Source organism: Streptomyces afghaniensis (assembly GCF_044327915.1).
Taxonomy (GTDB): domain Bacteria; phylum Actinomycetota; class Actinomycetes; order Streptomycetales; family Streptomycetaceae; genus Streptomyces; species Streptomyces afghaniensis.
Genome location: NZ_JBIRGJ010000013.1, coordinates 146,500 through 165,513, shown reverse-complemented (window position 1 = coordinate 165,513; position 19,014 = coordinate 146,500). Strand labels below are relative to the sequence as shown.

Annotated in this window: 20 protein-coding genes and 4 pseudogenes; 12 read left to right on the top strand and 12 right to left on the bottom strand. The window is 69.0% G+C overall.

The annotated features are described in order from the left end of the window. Nucleotides 1-20: 20 nt before the first annotated feature. Nucleotides 21-437: a hemerythrin domain-containing protein gene (locus ACH4G3_RS40700; protein WP_397629279.1), complete on the bottom strand. Its 417-nt coding sequence runs from the start codon at nucleotides 435-437 to the stop codon at nucleotides 21-23. Between the two features lie 264 nt (nucleotides 438-701). On the opposite strand from ACH4G3_RS40700, the pseudogene ACH4G3_RS40695 reads away from it, so the two are divergent. After that, a pseudogene (locus ACH4G3_RS40695) lies at nucleotides 702-1,483 on the top strand (IS5 family transposase). Between the two features lie 107 nt (nucleotides 1,484-1,590). Here the strand turns inward: ACH4G3_RS40695 and ACH4G3_RS40690 are convergent. Continuing rightward, nucleotides 1,591-2,712: an FAD-dependent oxidoreductase gene (locus ACH4G3_RS40690; RefSeq protein ID WP_397629191.1), complete on the bottom strand. Its 1,122-nt coding sequence runs from the start codon at nucleotides 2,710-2,712 to the stop codon at nucleotides 1,591-1,593. A 421-nt stretch (nucleotides 2,713-3,133) separates the two neighbouring features. Here ACH4G3_RS40690 and ACH4G3_RS40685 point away from each other — a divergent pair, with 421 nt between their 5' ends. After that, nucleotides 3,134-3,910, top strand: coding sequence for a class I SAM-dependent methyltransferase (locus ACH4G3_RS40685; protein WP_397629190.1), 777 nt, complete (start codon nucleotides 3,134-3,136; stop codon nucleotides 3,908-3,910). On the opposite strand, the gene ACH4G3_RS40680 is transcribed toward ACH4G3_RS40685, so the two are convergent. The 5 genes and pseudogenes from ACH4G3_RS40680 to ACH4G3_RS40660 form a co-directional block, all read right to left on the bottom strand. After that, nucleotides 3,873-4,352 (bottom strand): MarR family winged helix-turn-helix transcriptional regulator, encoded by a 480-nt coding sequence (locus ACH4G3_RS40680; protein ID WP_397629189.1) that lies wholly within the window; start codon nucleotides 4,350-4,352, stop codon nucleotides 3,873-3,875. The genes ACH4G3_RS40685 and ACH4G3_RS40680 overlap by 38 nt on opposite strands. Nucleotides 4,353-4,363: 11 nt before the next feature. Then, nucleotides 4,364-4,543 (bottom strand): annotated as a pseudogene (locus ACH4G3_RS40675) (alkene reductase); the annotation flags it as partial. Nucleotides 4,544-4,623: 80 nt separating this feature from the next. Further along, entirely contained in the window at nucleotides 4,624-5,286 is a 663-nt protein-coding gene (locus ACH4G3_RS40670) for a hypothetical protein (RefSeq protein ID WP_397629188.1), read from the bottom strand. Nucleotides 5,287-5,467: 181 nt separating this feature from the next. Then, on the bottom strand, nucleotides 5,468-6,160 hold the full coding sequence (locus tag ACH4G3_RS40665) for a hypothetical protein (protein WP_397629187.1): 693 nt from the start codon (nucleotides 6,158-6,160) through the stop codon (nucleotides 5,468-5,470). A 129-nt stretch (nucleotides 6,161-6,289) separates the two neighbouring features. Next, nucleotides 6,290-7,261 (bottom strand): LacI family DNA-binding transcriptional regulator, encoded by a 972-nt coding sequence (locus ACH4G3_RS40660; protein WP_397629278.1) that lies wholly within the window; start codon nucleotides 7,259-7,261, stop codon nucleotides 6,290-6,292. 361 nt (nucleotides 7,262-7,622) lie between these two features. Here ACH4G3_RS40660 and ACH4G3_RS40655 point away from each other — a divergent pair, with 361 nt between their 5' ends. Next, on the top strand, nucleotides 7,623-8,588 hold the full coding sequence (locus tag ACH4G3_RS40655) for a glycoside hydrolase family 6 protein (RefSeq protein ID WP_397629186.1): 966 nt from the start codon (nucleotides 7,623-7,625) through the stop codon (nucleotides 8,586-8,588). Between the two features lie 98 nt (nucleotides 8,589-8,686). On the opposite strand, the gene ACH4G3_RS40650 is transcribed toward ACH4G3_RS40655, so the two are convergent. Next, entirely contained in the window at nucleotides 8,687-9,046 is a 360-nt protein-coding gene (locus ACH4G3_RS40650) for an excisionase (RefSeq protein WP_354746902.1), read from the bottom strand. A 68-nt stretch (nucleotides 9,047-9,114) separates the two neighbouring features. On the opposite strand from ACH4G3_RS40650, the pseudogene ACH4G3_RS40645 reads away from it, so the two are divergent. From ACH4G3_RS40645 to ACH4G3_RS40620, 6 genes and pseudogenes are all read left to right on the top strand, one after another. Further along, a pseudogene (locus ACH4G3_RS40645) lies at nucleotides 9,115-9,277 on the top strand (Clp protease N-terminal domain-containing protein); the annotation flags it as partial. A 62-nt stretch (nucleotides 9,278-9,339) separates the two neighbouring features. Next, nucleotides 9,340-9,490 (top strand): annotated as a pseudogene (locus ACH4G3_RS40640) (Clp protease N-terminal domain-containing protein); the annotation flags it as partial. 38 nt (nucleotides 9,491-9,528) lie between these two features. Beyond that, entirely contained in the window at nucleotides 9,529-10,086 is a 558-nt protein-coding gene (locus ACH4G3_RS40635; RefSeq protein ID WP_397629277.1) for a Clp protease N-terminal domain-containing protein, read from the top strand. Nucleotides 10,087-10,330: 244 nt separating this feature from the next. Further along, nucleotides 10,331-10,609, top strand: coding sequence for a polyprenyl synthetase (locus tag ACH4G3_RS40630; protein ID WP_397629185.1), 279 nt, complete (start codon nucleotides 10,331-10,333; stop codon nucleotides 10,607-10,609). Next, entirely contained in the window at nucleotides 10,599-11,654 is a 1,056-nt protein-coding gene (locus ACH4G3_RS40625) for a polyprenyl synthetase family protein (protein WP_397629184.1), read from the top strand. Before ACH4G3_RS40630 ends, ACH4G3_RS40625 begins: the two co-directional genes overlap by 11 nt. A gap of 95 nt (nucleotides 11,655-11,749) precedes the next feature. After that, the gene (locus ACH4G3_RS40620) at nucleotides 11,750-12,910 is read left to right on the top strand and encodes an oxygenase MpaB family protein (protein ID WP_397629183.1); all 1,161 of its coding nucleotides are present in this window, start codon (nucleotides 11,750-11,752) and stop codon (nucleotides 12,908-12,910) included. 19 nt (nucleotides 12,911-12,929) lie between these two features. Here ACH4G3_RS40620 and ACH4G3_RS40615 read toward each other — a convergent pair whose 3' ends face one another. After that, nucleotides 12,930-13,544, bottom strand: a complete 615-nt coding sequence (locus tag ACH4G3_RS40615; protein WP_397629182.1) for a dihydrofolate reductase family protein — start codon at nucleotides 13,542-13,544, stop codon at nucleotides 12,930-12,932. Between the two features lie 174 nt (nucleotides 13,545-13,718). Here ACH4G3_RS40615 and ACH4G3_RS40610 point away from each other — a divergent pair, with 174 nt between their 5' ends. The 3 genes from ACH4G3_RS40610 to ACH4G3_RS40600 all read left to right on the top strand — a co-directional run bounded on the left by ACH4G3_RS40610 (nucleotide 13,719) and on the right by ACH4G3_RS40600 (nucleotide 15,975). Next, nucleotides 13,719-14,573, top strand: a complete 855-nt coding sequence (locus ACH4G3_RS40610; RefSeq protein WP_397629181.1) for a metalloregulator ArsR/SmtB family transcription factor — start codon at nucleotides 13,719-13,721, stop codon at nucleotides 14,571-14,573. Beyond that, entirely contained in the window at nucleotides 14,570-15,172 is a 603-nt protein-coding gene (locus ACH4G3_RS40605) for a dihydrofolate reductase family protein (protein ID WP_397629180.1), read from the top strand. The genes ACH4G3_RS40610 and ACH4G3_RS40605 overlap by 4 nt, the downstream gene beginning before the upstream one ends. A gap of 65 nt (nucleotides 15,173-15,237) precedes the next feature. After that, nucleotides 15,238-15,975 (top strand): transporter substrate-binding domain-containing protein, encoded by a 738-nt coding sequence (locus ACH4G3_RS40600; RefSeq protein WP_397629179.1) that lies wholly within the window; start codon nucleotides 15,238-15,240, stop codon nucleotides 15,973-15,975. A gap of 100 nt (nucleotides 15,976-16,075) precedes the next feature. Here ACH4G3_RS40600 and ACH4G3_RS40595 read toward each other — a convergent pair whose 3' ends face one another. From ACH4G3_RS40595 to ACH4G3_RS40585, 3 genes are all read right to left on the bottom strand, one after another. Further along, complete coding sequence (locus tag ACH4G3_RS40595; protein ID WP_397629177.1) at nucleotides 16,076-16,639, bottom strand: snapalysin family zinc-dependent metalloprotease; 564 nt, start codon at nucleotides 16,637-16,639, stop codon at nucleotides 16,076-16,078. A 134-nt stretch (nucleotides 16,640-16,773) separates the two neighbouring features. Beyond that, nucleotides 16,774-17,442, bottom strand: a complete 669-nt coding sequence (locus ACH4G3_RS40590; protein ID WP_397629176.1) for a hypothetical protein — start codon at nucleotides 17,440-17,442, stop codon at nucleotides 16,774-16,776. 207 nt (nucleotides 17,443-17,649) lie between these two features. Next, the gene (locus tag ACH4G3_RS40585; RefSeq protein ID WP_397629175.1) at nucleotides 17,650-18,855 is read right to left on the bottom strand and encodes a glycoside hydrolase family 64 protein; all 1,206 of its coding nucleotides are present in this window, start codon (nucleotides 18,853-18,855) and stop codon (nucleotides 17,650-17,652) included. Between the last annotated feature and the right edge of the window lie 159 nt (nucleotides 18,856-19,014).

Here is a 19,014-nt window from a genome sequence, read left to right as displayed (position 1 = left end):
ACCACCTATCCGATCTGGAGTCATATCGGGCCCAGCACCTCTCGGGGTACGGCTGCCAGCTCAAGGGTTTCAAGCACAGTGAGCAGTTGCCGCTCCTCGTATCGGAAGTGGTTCTCCATTATCGCGGCGATGCCTTCGAGGTGTTGGTCTAGCTCCTCAGGCGGCGCGGCCCGGTCGACCGCGGCGCGGAGGCTGCCGATCAGGTGGGCAATCATCGAGTGATCCTGCTCGAGCGAGCGCAGCACCGGGCGCAGCTCCGGATGCGCAGCTGCGATGGCCGGAAACAGGGTGCGGTCTTCGCCTTGGTGGTGGCCGTCGAGAGCCGTGCAGAAGCCATGGCAATACAGCAGAAGTTCACGGGTGGCCGCCTGACCGGGGGTGCCGCCTGCGAGGGAGGCGCGGGTCACTGACAGCGCTTCCCGTAGTCGGTGGTGCACCCGACGGAGTTCTTGGCTCCAAGCGACGAGCCTGGTCGTCTCGCGCTCAGTCACGCGAGAGCGAAGGGTGCGACGCGTGCATCGTCGGCCTCCTTCGATTCGGCGCCTCCATGCCTGACACGGTCTGCCACCGGCACGCGACGCTTCCCAGACACTACCGTGCCTGCTGCCCCGTCGACACCACCGCCGTCCCGCATGCCGAGGTGGCCCACGTAACACCTGATAAGACGGTGTCCTATGTGCTGATCACGGGTTGGGCCCTGTATGGGGCGGGGTACGTGGAGTTGGATTGTTCCGGACGAGCTGTGGGAGATCGCCGAGCCGCTGATCCCACCGTCGAAGGTGCGGCCACAGGGCGGCGGAACGCAGGACACGCCTGATGAGACGCTGTTCGCGGCGATCATCTATGTGCTGGTCAGCGGTTGTGCCTGGCGGGCTCTGCCGCCGTGTTTCGGGATATCGAAGTCGACCGCGCACCGCCGGTTCCTGATCTGGTCGCGGGCCGGGGTGTTGGGCCGTCTGCATGAGGCGGTGCAGCACCGACTCGATGACGCCGGCCTCATCGATGTCTCGCGCGTGGTCCTCGACTCCGCTCACGTGCGGGCGGAGAAGGGGGCGAACTCACAGGTCCGAGCCCCGTGGACCGGGTAAGCCGGGTTCCAAGATGCACGTCCTGTCGGACGCGAACGGACTGCCCCTTCTCGTCGGCGTCTCGGCCGCCAACACCCACGACAGCGAAGCGCTGAAGCCCATGGTCGAGGGTCATCAAACGAGACCCGACCCCCACCGCGGCCGCTATTTCAAGCCCCAACGCCTGCACGCCGACAAGGCCTACGACATTCCCCACCTGCGGAAATGGTTACGAGGCAAGCACATCGGAGTGCGCATCGCCCGGCATCGAGTCCAGCGAACGGACCATCTCCTGGCTGTCCGGCTACCGCCGACTCAGCCCCCGCCACGAACGCCACTCCCGCAACTACCTGGCCTTTCTCGGCCTCGCCGCCACCCTGTGCTGCTACAAGCGACTGATCCGCCTCACCACATAGGACACCGTCTAAGCGTCATCGTGAGCTGCGGGAGCCGCACCATTCCTGCTGCTCCGGCAGCCACCACCTCCCCAGGCTTTCCATCCGCCCGGTTCAGGAACAGGCACTTAGGAGCGATCGAACAGCGTGACTACGCTTTGCGGTGCCTCCCGGCCGAAGAAGACCTCCAGATTCCGCGCCGAGCGGTCGGCGGCGTCGCCACTACGCAGGAACAGCCGCTCTTCGTAGGCGGTGAGCGCGGCCTCGATGTCGAGTTGCTCAACCAGCTCGCTCGCCAGGTCGGCGCCGTCGTACATGGCGAGGTTTGCGCCTTCGCCGGCAAAGGGCGACATCAGGTGCGCGGCGTCGCCGACGAGCGTGACGCCGGGCACCCTGTCCCATTCAAGCCCGACAGGAAGGGCGTAGATGGGTTGGAGCCACGGTTCCGCGTCGCTCTCTGTCACGAAGGCGGTGAGCAGCGGCGACCAGCCGTCGAACTCGTCGGCGACTTGACGGAGGCCGGCGGACGGGTCGCCGAAGTCGATCGACCTCATCCACGTCTCGGGCTTGTTCAGCGCCACGTATCCGCGCACGTGCCCCTCGGCGTAGCGATGGGCGATAATGCCTTTGCCCGGCGCGACCGCCATCAACGTGCCGCTGCCGATCGCGGCCACGCTCGCCGGATGGTTCCGGCCGCCCGAGGTGAGGGCGGTCTCGAGGAAGCAGGTTCCGCTGTAGAGGGGCTCGGCGGGGGTGAGCAGCGGACGCACCTTCGACCAGGCACCGTCCGCGCCGATGACGATGTCGGCGCGCGTGGCGGAACCTTCCGCGAAGGTGAGGACATAGCCGCCCTCCGGACGGTGCCGGATCGAGGCGAGCTTGTGACCCCACCTGATCGTCCCGGGCGCGAGCGAGTCGATGAGCAGGCGCCTGAGTTCGCCACGATCCACCTCTGGACGGGCCGAACCGGGGTCCGCAGGCATGTCGAAAAGGATCGTGCCGTGGCGGTCGACCACGCGCTTGGCGTCCTCGCCCGGTCGGACCAGAGTGAGGAACTCGTCGTACAGACCAGCTGCGCGAAGCGCGACCTGTCCGGTCTCTTCGTGGATGTCAAGCAGGCCGCCCTGCGTGCGGGTCGTCGCCGAAGCCTCACCCTCGTAGATCGTCGCGGCGACGCCGTGAGCCTGAAGTACCCGGGCGAGCGTCAGCCCGCCCAGTCCCGCTCCGACGATGGCGATGGTCTTCTGCATGCTGCGCTCCTCTGTAGCGCCGACACGCGTCGGCGACGGTCAGCGCCGGGAGCGGACGGAATGTCCGGTCCCGGCAAGGAGACGCTCACCGATCAGAACCATCTGCATCGATGTACGAGCGATGCCCGGCGGGTGGACCCGCGGGACATCGTTTTTCGCGACCCCGCGACTATAGCCCGCATCCACCTCGCAGTGACCGGGGCCGCTCACGCTGCGACGCACCGCGCCCGCCACGTTCATCCCCGCCAGCCGCCTCGACCGGCTGGGCGGTGTCGTTGGGCGTGTTGTTGTCCGAGTGCTACCGGAAAGTGACGGCATTGACTCGCCGGCCCGGGCCGTTTCCCGCCCGGCGGGCGTTCGCGGAGGTCGACCGGGCCGCGATGGGGCCCCGAAGCAGTTTCGGCTCCCCTGCCCCGACGCGATGATCGGCGACCTCGCACGCCGAGCCGCCCCCTCAGGGCGCGGACGCCTGCTGGATCTGGCCTGTGGCACCGGCCAACTCGCCTTCCCCCTGCGCGATTGGTTCACGGACGTTTGGGCCGTAGACGCCGAACCTGGCATGACCGAGGTGGTCCGCGCCAAGGCAGACGCCGTCGGCGCAGCCCACGTCCGGGCGGTCACCGCCCGCACCGAAGACCTGGATGCCGAGCCGGGCAGCTTCGAGCTGATCGTCATCGGCAATGCATTTCACCGGCTGAACCGCTTGCAGGTGGCCCAGCGCGCCTACACCTGGCTCAAGCCCGGCGGCTGCCTCGCGTTGTGCTGGTCAACCTCGCCCTGGGCCGGGCCCTGGGACTGGCAGCAGGCGCTCGACAGGCTGCTGCGCTCGTGGCAGAACACCCTCGGCGCGTCCGGTCGCGTCCCGCCCGGTTGGGACCGAGAACGGCAGCAGGACCCTGACCATCAAGTACTGTCCCGTGCCGGGTTCGACGTCGCCGGACGCCACGAGTTCTCCGTTGAGTACCACTGGACGATTCCGGTCGGCTCCCGCGTGACTGCCGGGACATACATGCATGGCTCACCGCGCGGAGGCGCTGCTCGGGATCGTCATCGACAGAGACCACGGCGTCATACAGATCCTCCAACGCCTCCGGGCGACGCGCAAGAACGCCGGGACCGATGTGCACCCCCGTGCCGAACCGGGGTGCAAACGGCGAGAGTTACTTGGATTCTTCCTGCGGAAGAGCACGGCTGTTGATCGCGTCGGCGATGGCGTAGGCGGTGCGGACGAAGGACTCTGCCTGCTGCGCCGAGAGGTTCCGTGCGGAGGTCTCCTCCAGGGCCCGCCACATGGCTGCCAGGGGCTCGCGCATGGCACGGCCCTTGTCGGTGAGGTGGACGACCATGACCCGCCGGTCGTGTGCGGCCGGCTCGCGGACGAGCAGGCCGGCGTCCTGCATGCGGCGCAGGGACTTGGAGACGGTGGAGTGGTCCAGGCCGACGCTGTCGAGCAGTTCGGACTGGGTCTGGCCGTCCCGGTCCAGGAGTTGCATCAGCAGCAGTTCCTGGCCGGGATGCAGGTCCATCTCGCGGAGCATGGCGGCGGCGCGGGCACGGTGAGCACGGGCGAGCTGGAAGATCGCGTAGCTCATCGGCCCCTCGCTGGCCGTGGTGGGGATGCGGGGTGTGGGGGCGGGCATGGTTCGGTTCCTCAGACGGTGTGGGTGGGGTAGTCCGTGTAGCGGGCCACTCCCCCGCCGTAGAAGGTCGCCGGGTCGGGGGTGTTCAGCGGCGCGTCAGAGCGTAGCCGCTCGACCAGGTCCGGCAGGTCCGGGTTGGCGAGCGCGAGGGCTCCGACGGAGACGAGGCCGGCCGTGCCGTTGCGCCGGTCAAGCACTCCTGCGAGCGGCACCTGGCGTGGTGGCGGGCGTGGCCACACTGCAACGTTGTCCCCCCAGGAATGGACCACCGTTATGGTTGCTCTTCTGTCTTGACGGTGAACGGTCCGGTGGCGAGGGCTACGCACGCGGTGACTTCCGTTGTCTCGCCCGACGCCAGACCCGCCTCGCACAGCTGGCCGCCATTCTCGCGGAGGTCGAGGTAGAAGCGCGTGGTCTTGCCGACCTGCTTGAGGCCGTGAATGCGTTCGTCGATGTAGCCGAGGCTGTTCAGGGTTTTCCGGACCTTGGCGGGGGTGGGCTCCGCGACCCTTTGCAGCGCCTCGACGATGCGCTGTTCGTGGTGGACGCTCGTGCACCAATCGTGCCGGTCCAACTCTGCCGCAGGCCCGGTGGGAGGGCCGGGCTCGATCGGGTCGGTCGGGGGCGTTTCCCCAGGGGCGAGACTCATCACCGGCTCCGGACTGGTCGACTTTCCCGGCGGTGTCGGCGGGATCCCGTCGGACGGGGGACATGCCTGCGCGTACTTATCCAGCATCGCCGCGAACGCCTTCTGCTCGGGGGACGGCTGTGTGGGTCTCGCCTTGGAGGCGACGCTGCCGGCCGGCTCCCTCTGTGGGCCACTGCCCCTCAGCTCGCTGCCGCAGCCGGTGAGTGCCAAAGAGGCGAGAGCGGCAACCGCGAGGCCGCGCCGGTGATGGGCGAATGCGCTGATGGAGGCACGGATGTGTGTCATGTGCAGAGTCTCCGGTCACCACCGCACATGCCGCTTGAGTACGCGTACTTACCCACATGGGTACTCGACTTCAGCAGCCGACGGGTCTTCCGTGGTGCGAGGAAGTAGCGTGCTGCGAAGGAGTGGTCTTCTGTGGCTTCACGAACCCCTCCGAGATCGTTTGCCAGACAGGTCCTTGGGTCTATTTCTCCCCCCGGCTCACCCCTATGCAGCCCCACGTGCCTGTCACGACGATCAGCGCTGCCAGGCCGCCGATCATCCCCTTGTACCCGCCGGGGTCCAGGTCCACTGCCGTGTCCTCGTCCTCCAACGGACCAGCTGCGCCCTTGGGGTCGTACAGCACACGAAGCTTGTCGCCTGGCTCAACCCTTTCCGGGTCGCAGCCGTCCGTCATCGCAGGTGAGATCTCCCGGCCGTCGCGGGTGCGGAGCGTGCACTCGTCGGTCTTGCCGTTGTCGACGTCGACTACGACGGCCTCGGTCCACCGCCCCCGCTTCTCCAGCCCTCGTTCGTCGCCTGCCTCTCGGGTGATGATCGCCAGCACGATCGCTGCAGGGAGCGCAACGGTGAGCGCCCCGATGGCCAGTTTCGGCGCCTTCTTGTGCGTCACGTGGCGGAGCAAGACGCCGGGCACCAGGACGAGTGCCAGGGGTATCACCAGCGCGGAGGTGACGAAGGCCGGGCCGCGCAGGAAGGCCGGCAGGGGCGCCACCGGCGCGAACCACATCAGGGCCACCGAGGCCGCTACGCACGCGCTGTTGAACAGAAACCAGTGCATCGGGCCCGTACGGCGTCCAGGAGGAGCGGTCTCGGCCGGCCGGGCCACTCGGCCGGTCCCTGCCGCGAGCCCTCGTGTGTCCCTGTCCGTCGCCATGCGCTCTCTCCGTCTTCGTGGGCCTCTTGACGGACGAGCGTACGGGGCGCGAAATCCGGACTGATCGCCAAGATCTCGTCCACGGGGGGGGCCAACTGGGGCAACGCCTCCCCGCCCCGCTGACGCCCGTCAGGCGCTTGAGCGGATGACCAGGCGTGTGGGCAGGATCAAAGGGGTGGGGTCGTGTCCGTTGATGACCGTGACGAGCATGCGCGCCATCTCCCGCCCGAGAGCCGTTATGGGCTGATGGACGGTGGTGAGGGGCGGATCGGCGACCTGGGCGACGGTCAGGTCGTCGAAGCCCACCACGGCGATGTCGGCGGGGACCGCCCGGCCGGCCGCACGCAACGTGCGCAACGCCCCCGCCGCCATGTTGTCGTTGGCAGCGAACACCCCGTCCACGTCGGGGTGGTGCGCCAGCAGGGCAACCATGGCGGCGGCTCCGCTGGGCTCGGTGAAGTCCCCCTCCTGCGGCGGCAAGGGATCGAGGCCGGCCGCCAGCAAGGCGTCGCGGTAGCCACGGTACCGGGCGCGCCCGGCCTCGGTGTCCAGACGGCCGCAGATCGCAGCCACGCGAGTCCGGCCGCGCGAAACCAGGTACTCGGTCGCCTCGCGCGCTCCCCCGACATTGTCGACGTCCACGTACCACCGGGGAGCCGAACCGACGGGGCGCCCTCCGAACACGACAGGCATCTCCGCCTCCTCGGCCATACCGGCCAGCGGATCGTCCTCGCGCAGCGCCATCAGCATGACGCCGTCGGCACCTTTGGACCGGAAGAGTTCCTCAACCCGCTTGCGGCCCCGGTCGGAAGCGGCCAGACACAGCATCAGGTGCAGATCGGCCTCTTCCAAAGCGGTCGACGCCCCTACGATCACCTGGGCGTAGAACGGATCCGCGAAGATCGACGGATCCTCTCCCGAGACGACCAGTGCAGCCGCTCCCGTCTGACGGGTGGCCAGAGCACGGGCGGTCGGATTGGGCACATAACCGAGTTGCCGGACAGCCCGTTCAACTGCCTCCCGTTTGGCTCGGCTGACATGCGGAGCGTTGTTGAGGGCACGGGAGGCCACGGAACGGGAGACACCGGCATGTTCGGCCACCTCGTCGAGCGTCGGCTGCCGACGCGGCGCAAATTCATGAACCACGAGCCCCTCCCTCACGACCGGACGGGAAGCGTCTCACCCCGGACCATAGCCCTGCCACCCTGCAAGTCTGGGACCGCTTCCAGTTGTTGCCCATTGGGGCTTGTTCTCGCCATACGAAATCGCGGTGTGCGTCGGCTCTTGACACCTCAACTACCCCGCAACACCATACCGAGCACACCGCAACGATTTTCCCGTGCTGTTGGGATCGCTTCCAGTGGGAGCGCTCCCAAGATCAGGTCGCAACACCGCTCTTGCTAGGTCGCACGCTCGGGACCAGAGCGTGCGACGCACCCCTGCCAGGAATCGAGGTTCAGTCATGCGCCGCAGACTCCGCGCCTTGGCCACAGCGCTCCTCGCTCTGCCGCTGGCGTTCGCTGTCGCACCGTCCGCCCACGCGGCCGACCCCACCACCATGACCAGTGGGTTCTATGTGGACCCCGACTCCAGCGCGAAGAGGTGGGCCGCCGCCAATCCGGGCGACGGCCGAGCCGCCGCCATCAACGCGAACATCGCCAACACCCCGATGGCCCGCTGGTTCGGCTCCTGGAGCGGCAGCATCGGCACCGCCACGGGCGGGTACGTGGGAGCGGCGGACCGCGTCGACAAGCTCCCCCTCCTCGTCGCCTACAACATCTACAACCGCGACTACTGCGGCGGGCACTCCGCGGGCGGAGCCGCGTCGCCGTCCGCCTACGCCGACTGGATCGACCAGTTCGCCGGCGGGATCGCCAACCGCCCTGCCGTCGTCATCCTCGAACCGGACTCCCTCGGGGACTACGGCTGCATGACGCAGGCGCAGATCGACGAACGCGAGGCCATGCTCACCGGCGCCCTCGCCCGGTTCAGCCGGCAGGCCCCCAACACCTGGGTCTACATGGACGCCGGCAATCCGCGCTGGGCCGACGCGGCGACCATGGCCCGGCGCCTCCACGAAGCCGGCCTCCGACAGGCCCACGGCTTCTCGCTCAACATCTCCAACTACATCACCACCGCCGAGAACACCGCCTACGGCAACGCCGTCAACCGTGAACTGAGCTCCCGCTACGGCTACACCAAGCCGTTCGTCGTGGACACCAGCCGCAATGGCAACGGCTCCAACGGCCAGTGGTGCAACCCCTCAGGCCGCCGCATCGGCACCCCCACCCAGCTGGGCGGAGGCGCCGAGATGCTCTTGTGGATCAAGGTTCCGGGCGAGTCCGACGGCAACTGCGGCGTCGGAGGCGGCTCCTCGGCCGGGCAGTTCCTCCCCGAGGTCGCCTACAAGATGATCTACGGCTACTGATCCAGACTCCCGTGGCCCGGTACGCCCTTCCCCCGGCCGGGCCACGGTGGCGCCTGCCGACCGTTCCGGGCCCGAGGGCACCGGGCCGCTCGCGCCGGTCACTTCCGCTCCAGCGCGGCCAGTCGCAGCTCGAGCTGGTCAACCCGGTGCCGTAGCAGTGTGACCTGTGCTTCCAGGCTGACTTCGCGTTCCGCCCTGCGCTGAATGCGTGGTGACGCGGCGGCGCGCTCGATCACCGCGTCCAGCTGGACCAGGCGCTGTGGCCCGTTCGGGCCGTCCACCAGCCGGGACTCGATCTCGCCGTTGCGGTACCAGGACCGCAGGGCCGAGCGGGAAACCCCCGTCTCGGCTTCCGCCTTGGCCAGCGTGACCCAGGGTGTCTCGTCCAGCTGCTCGAACAACTCCAGCTCATTCTGCCAGCGCGCGAGCCGGTCCTCCCAGTCCGACGGTTTCTCCATCAGACCCTCCCTTCGGCACGGTCACCCTGTCAGTAACAGTGTATTGACAGGGTTGGGACCATGGAACCATGACATTTGAAAGGTTCACAGTGAAAGCCCGCCGGGTGGTCGTCACGGCCCAGGAGCAGGCGAGGCTGCTCAAGCACCATCACATCGGCACGGAGCACCTCCTGTTGGGACTGCTCGACGTGCCGGACAGCACGGCGGCCAAAGTTCTGCACGAGCTCGGGTACGACAAGGACACGGCGCAGGCCGATGTCTCCGCGGTGGTCAAGCCCGGCACGGAGGAGCTGACCGGCCACATCCCGTTCGCGCCGCGCGCGAAGAAGACGCTGGAACTGGCCCTGCGCGAGGCGCAGCAGCTGCACCACAACTACATCGGTACAGAACACATCCTGCTCGCCCTGGTCAGGGAAGGTGCGGGCGTCGGCGCGAAGGTCCTTGCCGAGCGGATCAATCCGATCAGCAAGATCCGTGCCGCGGTGCTGGCCTCGTTGGACGGATCACACGACGTCACGGCCGGCCCCTGGCCGGCCGGCACACCTGCCACCGAGGACACCGTGTCCGCCGCCAGCGCGCTGGCCGGTGGCGCACCGGTGGGCAGCCATCACCTGCTGGAGGCGATGCTGCGGGCGGAGAACAGCATGGCGGCCAAGGTGCTGCGCGAACTCGGGGTCGACCCGGACGTGGTCGCCGCCAAGATCGACGAACTGGATCCGGAGACGACCACGGACGCGAACCCGGAGGAGGCCGCCGCGCGCAGAATGGAAATCAGGCTGGTCGACGATGAGGTGCACGTGATCCTGCGGGATCCGGCAACGGTCACGCTCGCCAAGAAGGTCACCGAACTGTCCGACGGCCCGATCCAGGGCGTCGGTCCGGTCGCCGGCATGTTCGTCCCGCTCTGGCGGTCGACCAACCAACTGCTGCTGCGGATCCAGCAGATGCTGGAACCGGAACCCGAAGACGAGGACGGATCCGCCGCAAGCAAGGTGGCCAAGGTCGTGCGCACGGTGCTCGCCCCCCGGCTCCGCCGGTGAAGCGGCTGGGTGTGGCGCACGGTCGCGTTCGCCGCGCCCACCGAGGCGTAGCACGGCGTGGCGACTTGGGCTCGGAGCGGCTGTTCTGTCCCAGTGCGCGCTACCGCAGCCGCGAATTCGCACAGTCGAGCGATGTGATCACTCGATCGTGAGTTCTTGAGCTCTCGGGCCCGGTCTGGCCAATGCTCGGAAGAACGGCGCGTGACCGGCGCCGCCCGGATGTTGTGTGGGTGGGGGGAAGAGCATGACGCGAGAAGCGGGACGGCGCGACGGCTTGGACGAGCAGGCGGTGCTGTTGGTGGCCGGGCTGGCCGATCTGACGGTGAGTACGCTGAGTTCGGCCGTGGGGACGCTGCGGGGGTTGCTGCGCCGCTCGGACACCGCGGCGTTGGCGACGCAGGCCGAGACCGAGCTGATGGCGCGTGGGCGCCTGGCGCTGGACCGGTACGCGGCCGCACCCCCGGCCCACCTGGAGATCCTCGCCCGGCACGCCCAGGCACGGAAGGCCGCCGATGGCGTCTGACCGGTGGGAGCCGGCCGCGTTCAAGACCCGCGTCGACGAGGTGCTGCATCGGTTCGTCGCGCAGGAGGCCGACCAGTTCGCCGCGATCGATCCGCTCCTGGGCCCGGTGGCCGAGCAGCTGGAGACAACCGTCGCGGACGGCAAACGGCTGCGAGCGGCGTTCTGCTACTGGGGCTGGCGCGCGGTGGGACAGCCGGACAGCGACGCACTGGTGCGGGCCGCGGCCTCCATGGAGCTGGTGCACGCCGCCGCGGTCGTGCACGACGATCTGATCGACGACAGCCCGCTGCGGCACGGTCGCCCCACCGCGCACATCGCCCTGCGCGGTGCCGTGCGGCGGCGTCCGCGCGCCGAGGCCGCCGCCAGGTCGCTGGCGATGCTGGTCGGCGACCTGCTCATGGCGCTGGCGGGGCAGTTGTTCGCCACCAGCGGTCTGCCCGCCGCCTACCTCGCCCAGGCCCGGCCCTTGTGGTCGGTGATGGCCCGGGAACTGATCGCGGGAGAGTGCCTGGAGATCCTGCGCACCGGAGCCGGTCCGGACACCACCGCGTCACTGAAGGTGATCCGCTACAAGACCGCCAAGTACACCGTCGAGCAGCCCCTGTTGATCGGCGGCGCTCTGGCCGGGGCGGGCACGCGGCTGCGCGAGGGCTATTCCGCGTACGGACTGCCGTTGGGCGAGGCATTCCAGCTGCGGGACGACCTGCTCGGCTTGTTCGGAGATCCGGAACGCACCGGCAAGGCCGACACCGACGACGTGCGCGGCCACCGGCCCACGGCCCTGCTGGCAGAAACCTGGCGTCTTGCCGACCACGAAGACCGCGAACAGCTGCGTGGCCTGCTGGGCCGGCGTCGCCCGGACGCGGATGCCCTGGGCACGGTGCGCGAGGTGATGCGCCGGCTGAAGGCGCCCGATCGCATCGAGGACATGATCGGCGCACGCGTCCGGGAGGCACTCGGCGCTCTCCACGAACTGGATGTACCAGCGCACGCCTCGAGCGCTTTGACCGCACTGGCGCAGTCCGCATCGGACCGTCTGTCCTGAGCTTCTGCCGGCCCCGTCGGCACAGGCACACGCCATGTCCGGCCCTCGGCCCGCCCGTCGGCCGTCGCCGGTCCTGAAGAGACAAGGAGCCCGCCGTGACCTACACCGAGTCAGCCATGGACGCCCTGCGGCACGTCGGCGACGAACTCGCCGACGCCACCGTCGCCGCACTCTTCGAGCGCGGTCAGACAGGCACGTTCAACACGCTGATGCGCTACGTCTCCACCGCAGGCGCTCCCCTGCCCGACGGGCTGCCCGATGTCGCCCGGGAGTACCTGGAAGCCACCCGTGTCCCGCCGTCCTGGGTGGACTGGGCCGAGATGGAGAAGGCCCGGCTGTTCTTCATCGACAACAACGTGCACATCTCCACCGCGCTGTCCTTCGCCTCCATGCCCGCCTGCTACGTCGTCCCACACGTGGCGAAGCTGTTGTCGGCCACCCACGGGCTGGAGTACCCCTCCAAACGGATGGCGGAGACGGGCCAGTTCACCGTCTACCTGATGCAGCCGGACGCCTTCGAGGCCGGCGGCCGCTTCGTCCCCGCCGCCCAGAAGGTGCGCCTGCTGCACGCCTCCATCCGCCACCATCTCGAGCGGGAGAGCCGGTGGGACACCACGGCGCTGGGAACGCCGATCTGCCAGGAGGACATGATCGGCGGGCAGATGTTCTTCTCCCTGCTCGTCCTGGACAGCCTCCACCGCCTCGGCATCCACATGTCGCAGGAAGGCGCCGAAGCCTACTACTACGCCTGGCGCGTCGTCGGCGCCATGCTCGGCGTCGACCAGGACGCCGTCCCCGAGACCCTGGAGGAGGCCCGCGCCTTCCTCGACCTGTACATGATCCGGCACATGGGGCCCTCCGAGGAGGGCCGGCACCTGACCCGGCAGCTCATCGACCTCTACGAGGAGGTCGTGCCCGGCACCTTCTTCGACCCGATCGTCTCCGCCCTCATCCGCCACCTCGTCGGCAACACCTGCGCCGACTGGCTCCACGTGCCGCAGACCCCGTGGGACACCGTCGTCAAGGCCGTACCCCACCTCCTCGGCATCCTCGAAACCATCGAGGACCGCTCGCCGCTCGGCGCCTGGGCCCTGGACCGCCTCGGCCACCTGACCACCATCCTCGAACTGTCCTCCCTGACCCGCGGACGCGTCATGCACTACGCCATCCCCGACCAGCTCAAGAACGACTACGGCATCTCCAACACGGCGCCCCGCACCCGCCGATGGAACCCGCCGGCCGCAACAGTCTCTTGATCGCTCCGCAGCGACGTCGTCACAGGACGTCGTAGGTCAGGTGCGTCGCGGTCGATGTCGGGGTCACGCTCCGCTGCACCAGCGTGCGCGGTGCTCCGCCGGTGAACAGTGGCGTCCCGGCGCCCAGCACGACGGGCGCGAGGTGCAGTGACAGCACGTCGACGAGCCCGGCGCCGAGCGCCGAGCCGATCGTGGCGCCGCCGCCCATGAGGACGACGTCGAGGTCCTTGCCGCTGTGCGACGACGCCGCCTCGGCTCGCTCGCGCGCGGCGGTGACGGCGTCGGGCAGGCCGGTGGTGACGAACGTCCAGTCGAGGTCCGTGAGCCGCACCGACTCCGGCGGCGAGCTCGTCACGACGACGAACGCGGGCTTGCCGACCTCGCCGGCGCCGTAGCCGGTTGTGTCGTCCCAGCCGTTCGGTCCGTCGACCAAGTCGAAGAGCCGACGGCCGAGTACGACGGCGCCCGAGCGGGCGGTCGCCTCGCGCAGGACCCGGCGGTCGTCGGGGTCGTCGGAGAACGCCCAGGTGTGCAGGGCCTCGCCGCCGGTGCCGAGACCGCTGTCCGGGCCGGGGTCGGGCCCGGTGACGAAGCCGTCGAGGGAGATCGAGATGTCAGCGATGATCCGAGTCATACGAGTGCAGACCCGATCCGCCGCCCGGACTCATCGCTCCGCGGCGACGGCGTGCACTGCGCGGTGCGCGGCATCGCCCGTGCGGACTACCTCAGCGCGACCGTCGGCTTCGAACTCGGCACGCGGGGGGATATTCCTTGACGCGAATATTCGTCTTCAGGAATACTCGAAGCCATGGACGCACTCCTCGCCGCACTGGCCGATCCGGCCCGGTGGCGGCTCGTAAACCTGCTGGCCGAGCGGCCCCGCCCGGTCGGCGTCCTCGCCCAGCTCGCCGAGGCGCGCCAGCCGCAGACGACCAAGCACCTGCAGACCCTTGAACGCGCCGGCGTCGTGACCTCCCAGCGCGCCGGTCAGCGCCGCATCTACGCACTCCGGCCCGGCCCTCTGCGGGACTTGGCGACCGCGCTCGGCCATATCGCCGACACCGCGGAACGGGCCAGCGGCCCGCACGCGACGCACGACCGCTACGAGCGCAGCCTCCACGCGGAGCGGTTCGCCGCGAAGGAGTCGGGATGGGCCGACGGCCGCTCGTTCACGTTCCACCGGTCACTGACGGGACGCCCCGAGTGGGTCTGGCGCCACCTGACCGAGGACGTCCTGCTCGCGCACTGGTGGACTCCCGAGGACCTCCGCGTCTCCGAGCTCGTCTTCGAGGCGCGACCCGGTGGGCGGATCGTGCAGGAGTACCGCGACGCGGAAGACTCCGACGGTTCCCACCCGATCGCCGGGCGCGCGGAGGGAGTCGTCGACGACGTACGCCCCGGTGAGCGCCTCGCCTACCGGCTCTCCTCGCTGCTTCCCGACGGCCGCCCCGCCTTCACCGCTCACGTCGACATGGGCCTCGGGCCCACCGACACGGGCACGGATCTCGACGTCCACTGGCGCATCACCGACAGCACGATCGACTCCGCTGACTTCATCGCCGGCATCGAGATCGGCTTCGGGCAGAGCCTGGACAAGCTCGCGGCGATCCTCGCCGCGGACTCGCACGACACCGGCAGCACCGACACGAGGAGCATGAAATGACAGAGCAGAGCGCCGGCCGCCGAGTCGTCACCAACCTGGCACTCTCCCTCGACGGCCGCTACGCCGCGCCGGACAACCCCGTGGACATGAGCTGGGTGATGCCCTATGCCGTCTCGGACGTCGCCCGCGACCACTTGACGAGCCTCTGGGAGCCGGCCACGACGGCCCTGCTCGGACGGGTCAACGCCGAGGGGTTCCTCGGTTTCTGGCCCACCGTCATCGGCATGGAGGGCGCCGACCCGCGCGACGAGGGCTTCGCGAAGTGGCTGGTCGACACCGACAAGGTGGTTCTCTCCTCGACCCTCGACAAGGCGCCGTGGGAGCGGACGACGATCGTCGACAAGCCGGCAGCCGAGGTGGTCGGGGACCTCAAAGCAACCGAAGGCGGCGACATTCTCGTGCTCTCCAGCGCGAGCGTCATCAAGGCGCTGCTGGCGGCCGACGAGGTCGACCGGCTGGCGCTCACGATCTTCCCGGTCTTCCTCGGCGGCGGGCCCCGCCTCTTCGACGACGGTCTGCCCGCGGGGCAGTGGATGCTCGTCAGCCAGGCCGCGGGCGAGCACGGCACGCTGGCCCTCGTCTACGACCGGGTCCGCTGAGCCGGCCGGTCAGCACAGCTGACGATGCGGCGCGCTCAGACGGTCCCGGAACCTACACTCGCGCCATGATCCCTCCCTCTCTCGCAGCCGACCTCGCGCCCACCGGTGTCCTGCGTGCCTCCATCAACCTCGGCAATCCCGTCCTCGCCCAAGGCACGCCGCAAGCGCCCAGTGGCATCACCGTCGATCTCGCCCGGGAGATCGCTGACCGGCTCGGTGTGCCCGTGGAATTCCTCTGCTTCGACGCCGCGCGCGCCTCGTTCGAGGCGATGGCCGGCGGGCGGGCCGACGTCTGCTTCCTCGCGATCGAGCCCGCCCGGGAGACGCAAGTCGCCTTCACCGCCCCGTACGTGCTCATCGAGGGCGTGTACGCCGTTCCCCGCGGCTCCGAACTGAACACGCCCGAGGACGTCGACGCGCCGGGCATCCGCATCGGCGTGAAGGCCGGATCCGCCTACGACCTCTACCTCACCCGAACCCTGCGCCACGCCACCCTGGTTCGCGGCGACGAGGGTATCGAGACCTTCGCCGCGCAGCATCTGGAGGCGGGCGCGGGCATCCGGCAGCCGATGACCGCCTACGCCGAAGCACACTCCGAAGTGCGGCTGATCGAGAAGGAGTTCATGGAGATCCGCCAAGCCGTCGGCACAACGACCACCCGGCGGCCCGAGACCATACGATTCCTGCGCGAGCTGGTCGAGGAGCTCAAGACCGACGGCTTCGTCGCCGCGTCACTGCGCCGCGCGGGCCAGTCTGAAACCCTCGCGGCACCGGCCCTGCCGGAGCGCCGTCCAGCCGGGTGAGCACACCCGGCCGGGCGGGCGTCAGGACCTCAGCCTGGCGCCCGCGCCGTCCGCAGAGGACTCAGTGTTCGTACTGATCGACGAGCCGGCGTCTGCCGTGTCAGTCCACGATCACGTCTGAACGCGCCGCCGGCGCCGGACCGACGAGTACGCCGCCGAAGTTCTCCTCGACCTCTGCCTTCTCGGCCGCGTTCGGGTACGGGTTCGCGCACGCGGTGCCCGCGCTGGAACCGGACATCAGGCTCGAGCACGGTCCGGGCTTGCGGTCGGGCAGGCCCAGGATGTGCCCGAGTTCGTGGGCGGAGATACGGATCGTGTCGTAGCCCTGGTCGACGGCCTGGCGCCCGATGTAGACGGTTCCGTTGCCCAGGGTGGTGGGCAGGGCGCGCGGCCAGCCGTTGTCCGCGAGGACCCGTATGTTCGCGCGTTGCCCCGCGGCGGCCGGCCGCAGCTCGACGGCTTCGACACTCTCGTTCCAGATCGCCGCGCCCCGGTCGACCGCGCTCCTGAACTCCGCGGAGCCGCCGGCGTCGTAGAGGAGGACGCGGGCGGCCAGTGGGGCATCCTCCGCTTCGGGCGGAGCGGCCACGGCCTGGCCACCCGTCAGGGACAAGGACAGCACCAGGGCAGCGGCCAGGCCGCCGGTCAGCGTGCGGACGTACATGATCGACCTCCTTGTGGGGGAAGGCAGTCGTGCTCATGACATTCTCTGGCTCACTGCCCGGTGGGGGGCGAGGTGAATCCGTCAATCCCAGTGACCTCCGGCCGGACCGGCCGGAGGCCGACGTGCGCTCAGGTTCAGCTGCGGGTGAAGAGTTCGTCCTTGGTGGAGCCGGTGGAGCAGAGCTTCTTTTCCTCGGGCGTCATCTTGCGGGACTTGACCACGACCGCGCTGTGCTTGCCGTCCGTGCCGTTCGGGGCCGGGCCGGTGACCACGTCGGGGACGAACCAGTAGTAGTGGCCCCACTTGGGGTCGTCGTAGTGGGTCTGCCACGTGCCGGTGATCTGCTGCATCACCTGGGCGCGGGAGATCCAGCCGACTTCTCCGGGCTGCACGTTCACGGTGAAGGAACTCGTCTCGGTGTGCGAGCTCTGCCATGTGTAGTTGTAGGTCACGGTCACGCTGGCCGTGATGATGCCCTCGATGCCTCCGCCCGCCGTGACCGAGCCGCCCACCGAGTGGGAGGAGCCCACCGTGTCGGCCCAGGACATCGACTGGGAGGCGGGCGAGTCGGTGCAGTTGTAGAGGAGTTCGGAGACCTGCCGTGGCTCACCGAGGTAAGCCCGGCCGATCTGCGGGGAGTTGAAGGTGCACTTGCCCTCCCCGGATGCGCAGTCGGCCATGATCTGCTCAGCGGTGGGCTGTTCCTCGGCTGCCGCGGGGACGGCCGTCGCTATCACTCCGATCGCGGTCGCCGTCAGCGCCAGCGTGCGGCTGCCGTAGCGCAGTGTGCGGTTCTTCGTCATGGTTGGTGCCTCTCACCCTTGCATGGGGGGACAGCGACCACACCCTCCCTGTTACAGGAGGGTGTTCAGTCACCGCCTGGTGCCCATGAGGCTCACGTAAACCGCAGTTCATCTACACCAAGGAAAAGCAAAGTTGTAATTGATTTCCAGAAATGATGAAGGGTCAACAGTGCGGTTGCAGCCTGGAGTTGGGGCGTGGGGCGTGGATCAGCTGAGGGGGTCGAGGGTGAGGTAGGCCTGGCGCGGGTTGCCGTCGTGAACGAGGGACTCGTGGTGGCCCACGTCGTCGAAGGCGAAGGCGTACGCCTTGCCGTCGGCCATCTGGGCGTGGATCTTGCGGGCGTAGTGGTTGGTGACGTTGTCCTTGTAGAAGGCGTCGGAACCGGAGTCGGGCTGCTGGGAGTTGGCCAGCAGCGTGGAGCGGTTGAAGCCGGCGCACAGGGTGCGTGAGATCGGGCCGCGGACCTGGTCGTTCGGCGCGTCGAGCCTTCTGTGGCAGCCGAAGACGGAGGAGGCGTCCGGCTTCTGGAAGCTGGTCACGGTGGCACCGGCGCTGTTGGTGAAGTTCATGACGCCCCCGGAGACCCGGCCGTAGTACTTGGTGCCCGGCTGGTCGGCGAAGGGGGTGACCGTCAGGGTCGAGGTGGAGTACTTCTGCCAGACGCGGTTGATGTAGTCGTCCATGACGGTGGCCGGCAGGGCGCCGGTCTCCAGGCCGTACAGCGGGGACAGGGCGCGCAGTACGGTGCCGTCTGGACGGGTCTGGATCAGGTTGGCCCAGCCTCCGGGCTGTCCCCTGAGCGCGTTGAAGAAGCCGTTGTAGCCGCCGGGCTTGAGGCGTCCGGTGTTCGCGGTGGTTCCGTCGGCTCGCTGCACTCCTACCGCGTACGGTGCCGAGAACATGTCGACCTGTGTGCTGTTGATCCACAGGCCCGCGTCGTTGAGTGTGTACTCCGACCAGTTGAACAGGATGTTCCGGTTGGGGTCGGAGGGGTTCTGTACGGCGGGCTGGACCAGGCCGCCGGTCGTGAGCCTGAACACCAGTTTCTGGCCGTAGGAGAAGTACACGCGGCCGGAGAACTTCGGCATGCGGATCGTGGTCGACTGGCCCGCCGTCGGGCCCGGGATCGATGCGTCGGGGGCGGGAGTCGGTGGATTGCCGCCCGCCGGCCAGGGGTGGAACGTGCCGTTGGCGTCGGCCCAGCCCTGCCGTCCGGTCGACAGGTCGGTGCCGAGGTTGTAGATGTACACCTGCTCGCCGCGGGCCGAGTTGTTGGTGATCTTCAGGGGGATCGTCGCCGGGACGGCGGCGTGGGCCGGTGTTCCCGCTCCGGTGGCGAGGAGGGAGCCGGTCAGGGCTGTAGCGAGGGACAGCCCGGCAGTCCTGATGCTGCGTCTGAGGGTCCGTAACATGCTCTGTCTCCGTTCGACGAGGGGCCGATCCGGGAAGGGGTGAGAGCGCTCTCAGAGCGTGCCGCGTTGGTCCGGACCTGTCAATGCGCCGGTACGGATGACGAGTTGTGCGTCCCGAGGGCCGGGCCTCCCTGTCCGTGACGCCCCCCCGCCACGGGG

What these genes read in the sequence shown, in the direction of transcription:
- ACH4G3_RS40690 (WP_397629191.1), bottom strand. Translation starts at nt 2,712, where the DNA reads ATGCAGAAGACCATCGCCATCGTCGGAGCGGGACTGGGCGGGCTGACG.
- ACH4G3_RS40685 (WP_397629190.1), top strand. Translation starts at nt 3,134, where the DNA reads ATGATCGGCGACCTCGCACGCCGAGCCGCCCCCTCAGGGCGCGGACGC.
- ACH4G3_RS40680 (WP_397629189.1), bottom strand. Translation starts at nt 4,352, where the DNA reads ATGCCCGCCCCCACACCCCGCATCCCCACCACGGCCAGCGAGGGGCCG.
- ACH4G3_RS40670 (WP_397629188.1), bottom strand. Translation starts at nt 5,286, where the DNA reads ATGACACACATCCGTGCCTCCATCAGCGCATTCGCCCATCACCGGCGC.
- ACH4G3_RS40665 (WP_397629187.1), bottom strand. Translation starts at nt 6,160, where the DNA reads ATGGCGACGGACAGGGACACACGAGGGCTCGCGGCAGGGACCGGCCGA.
- ACH4G3_RS40655 (WP_397629186.1), top strand. Translation starts at nt 7,623, where the DNA reads ATGCGCCGCAGACTCCGCGCCTTGGCCACAGCGCTCCTCGCTCTGCCG.
- ACH4G3_RS40650 (WP_354746902.1), bottom strand. Translation starts at nt 9,046, where the DNA reads ATGGAGAAACCGTCGGACTGGGAGGACCGGCTCGCGCGCTGGCAGAAT.
- ACH4G3_RS40630 (WP_397629185.1), top strand. Translation starts at nt 10,331, where the DNA reads ATGACGCGAGAAGCGGGACGGCGCGACGGCTTGGACGAGCAGGCGGTG.
- ACH4G3_RS40625 (WP_397629184.1), top strand. Translation starts at nt 10,599, where the DNA reads ATGGCGTCTGACCGGTGGGAGCCGGCCGCGTTCAAGACCCGCGTCGAC.
- ACH4G3_RS40615 (WP_397629182.1), bottom strand. Translation starts at nt 13,544, where the DNA reads ATGACTCGGATCATCGCTGACATCTCGATCTCCCTCGACGGCTTCGTC.
- ACH4G3_RS40610 (WP_397629181.1), top strand. Translation starts at nt 13,719, where the DNA reads ATGGACGCACTCCTCGCCGCACTGGCCGATCCGGCCCGGTGGCGGCTC.
- ACH4G3_RS40605 (WP_397629180.1), top strand. Translation starts at nt 14,570, where the DNA reads ATGACAGAGCAGAGCGCCGGCCGCCGAGTCGTCACCAACCTGGCACTC.
- ACH4G3_RS40600 (WP_397629179.1), top strand. Translation starts at nt 15,238, where the DNA reads ATGATCCCTCCCTCTCTCGCAGCCGACCTCGCGCCCACCGGTGTCCTG.
- ACH4G3_RS40595 (WP_397629177.1), bottom strand. Translation starts at nt 16,639, where the DNA reads ATGTACGTCCGCACGCTGACCGGCGGCCTGGCCGCTGCCCTGGTGCTG.
- ACH4G3_RS40590 (WP_397629176.1), bottom strand. Translation starts at nt 17,442, where the DNA reads ATGACGAAGAACCGCACACTGCGCTACGGCAGCCGCACGCTGGCGCTG.
- ACH4G3_RS40585 (WP_397629175.1), bottom strand. Translation starts at nt 18,855, where the DNA reads ATGTTACGGACCCTCAGACGCAGCATCAGGACTGCCGGGCTGTCCCTC.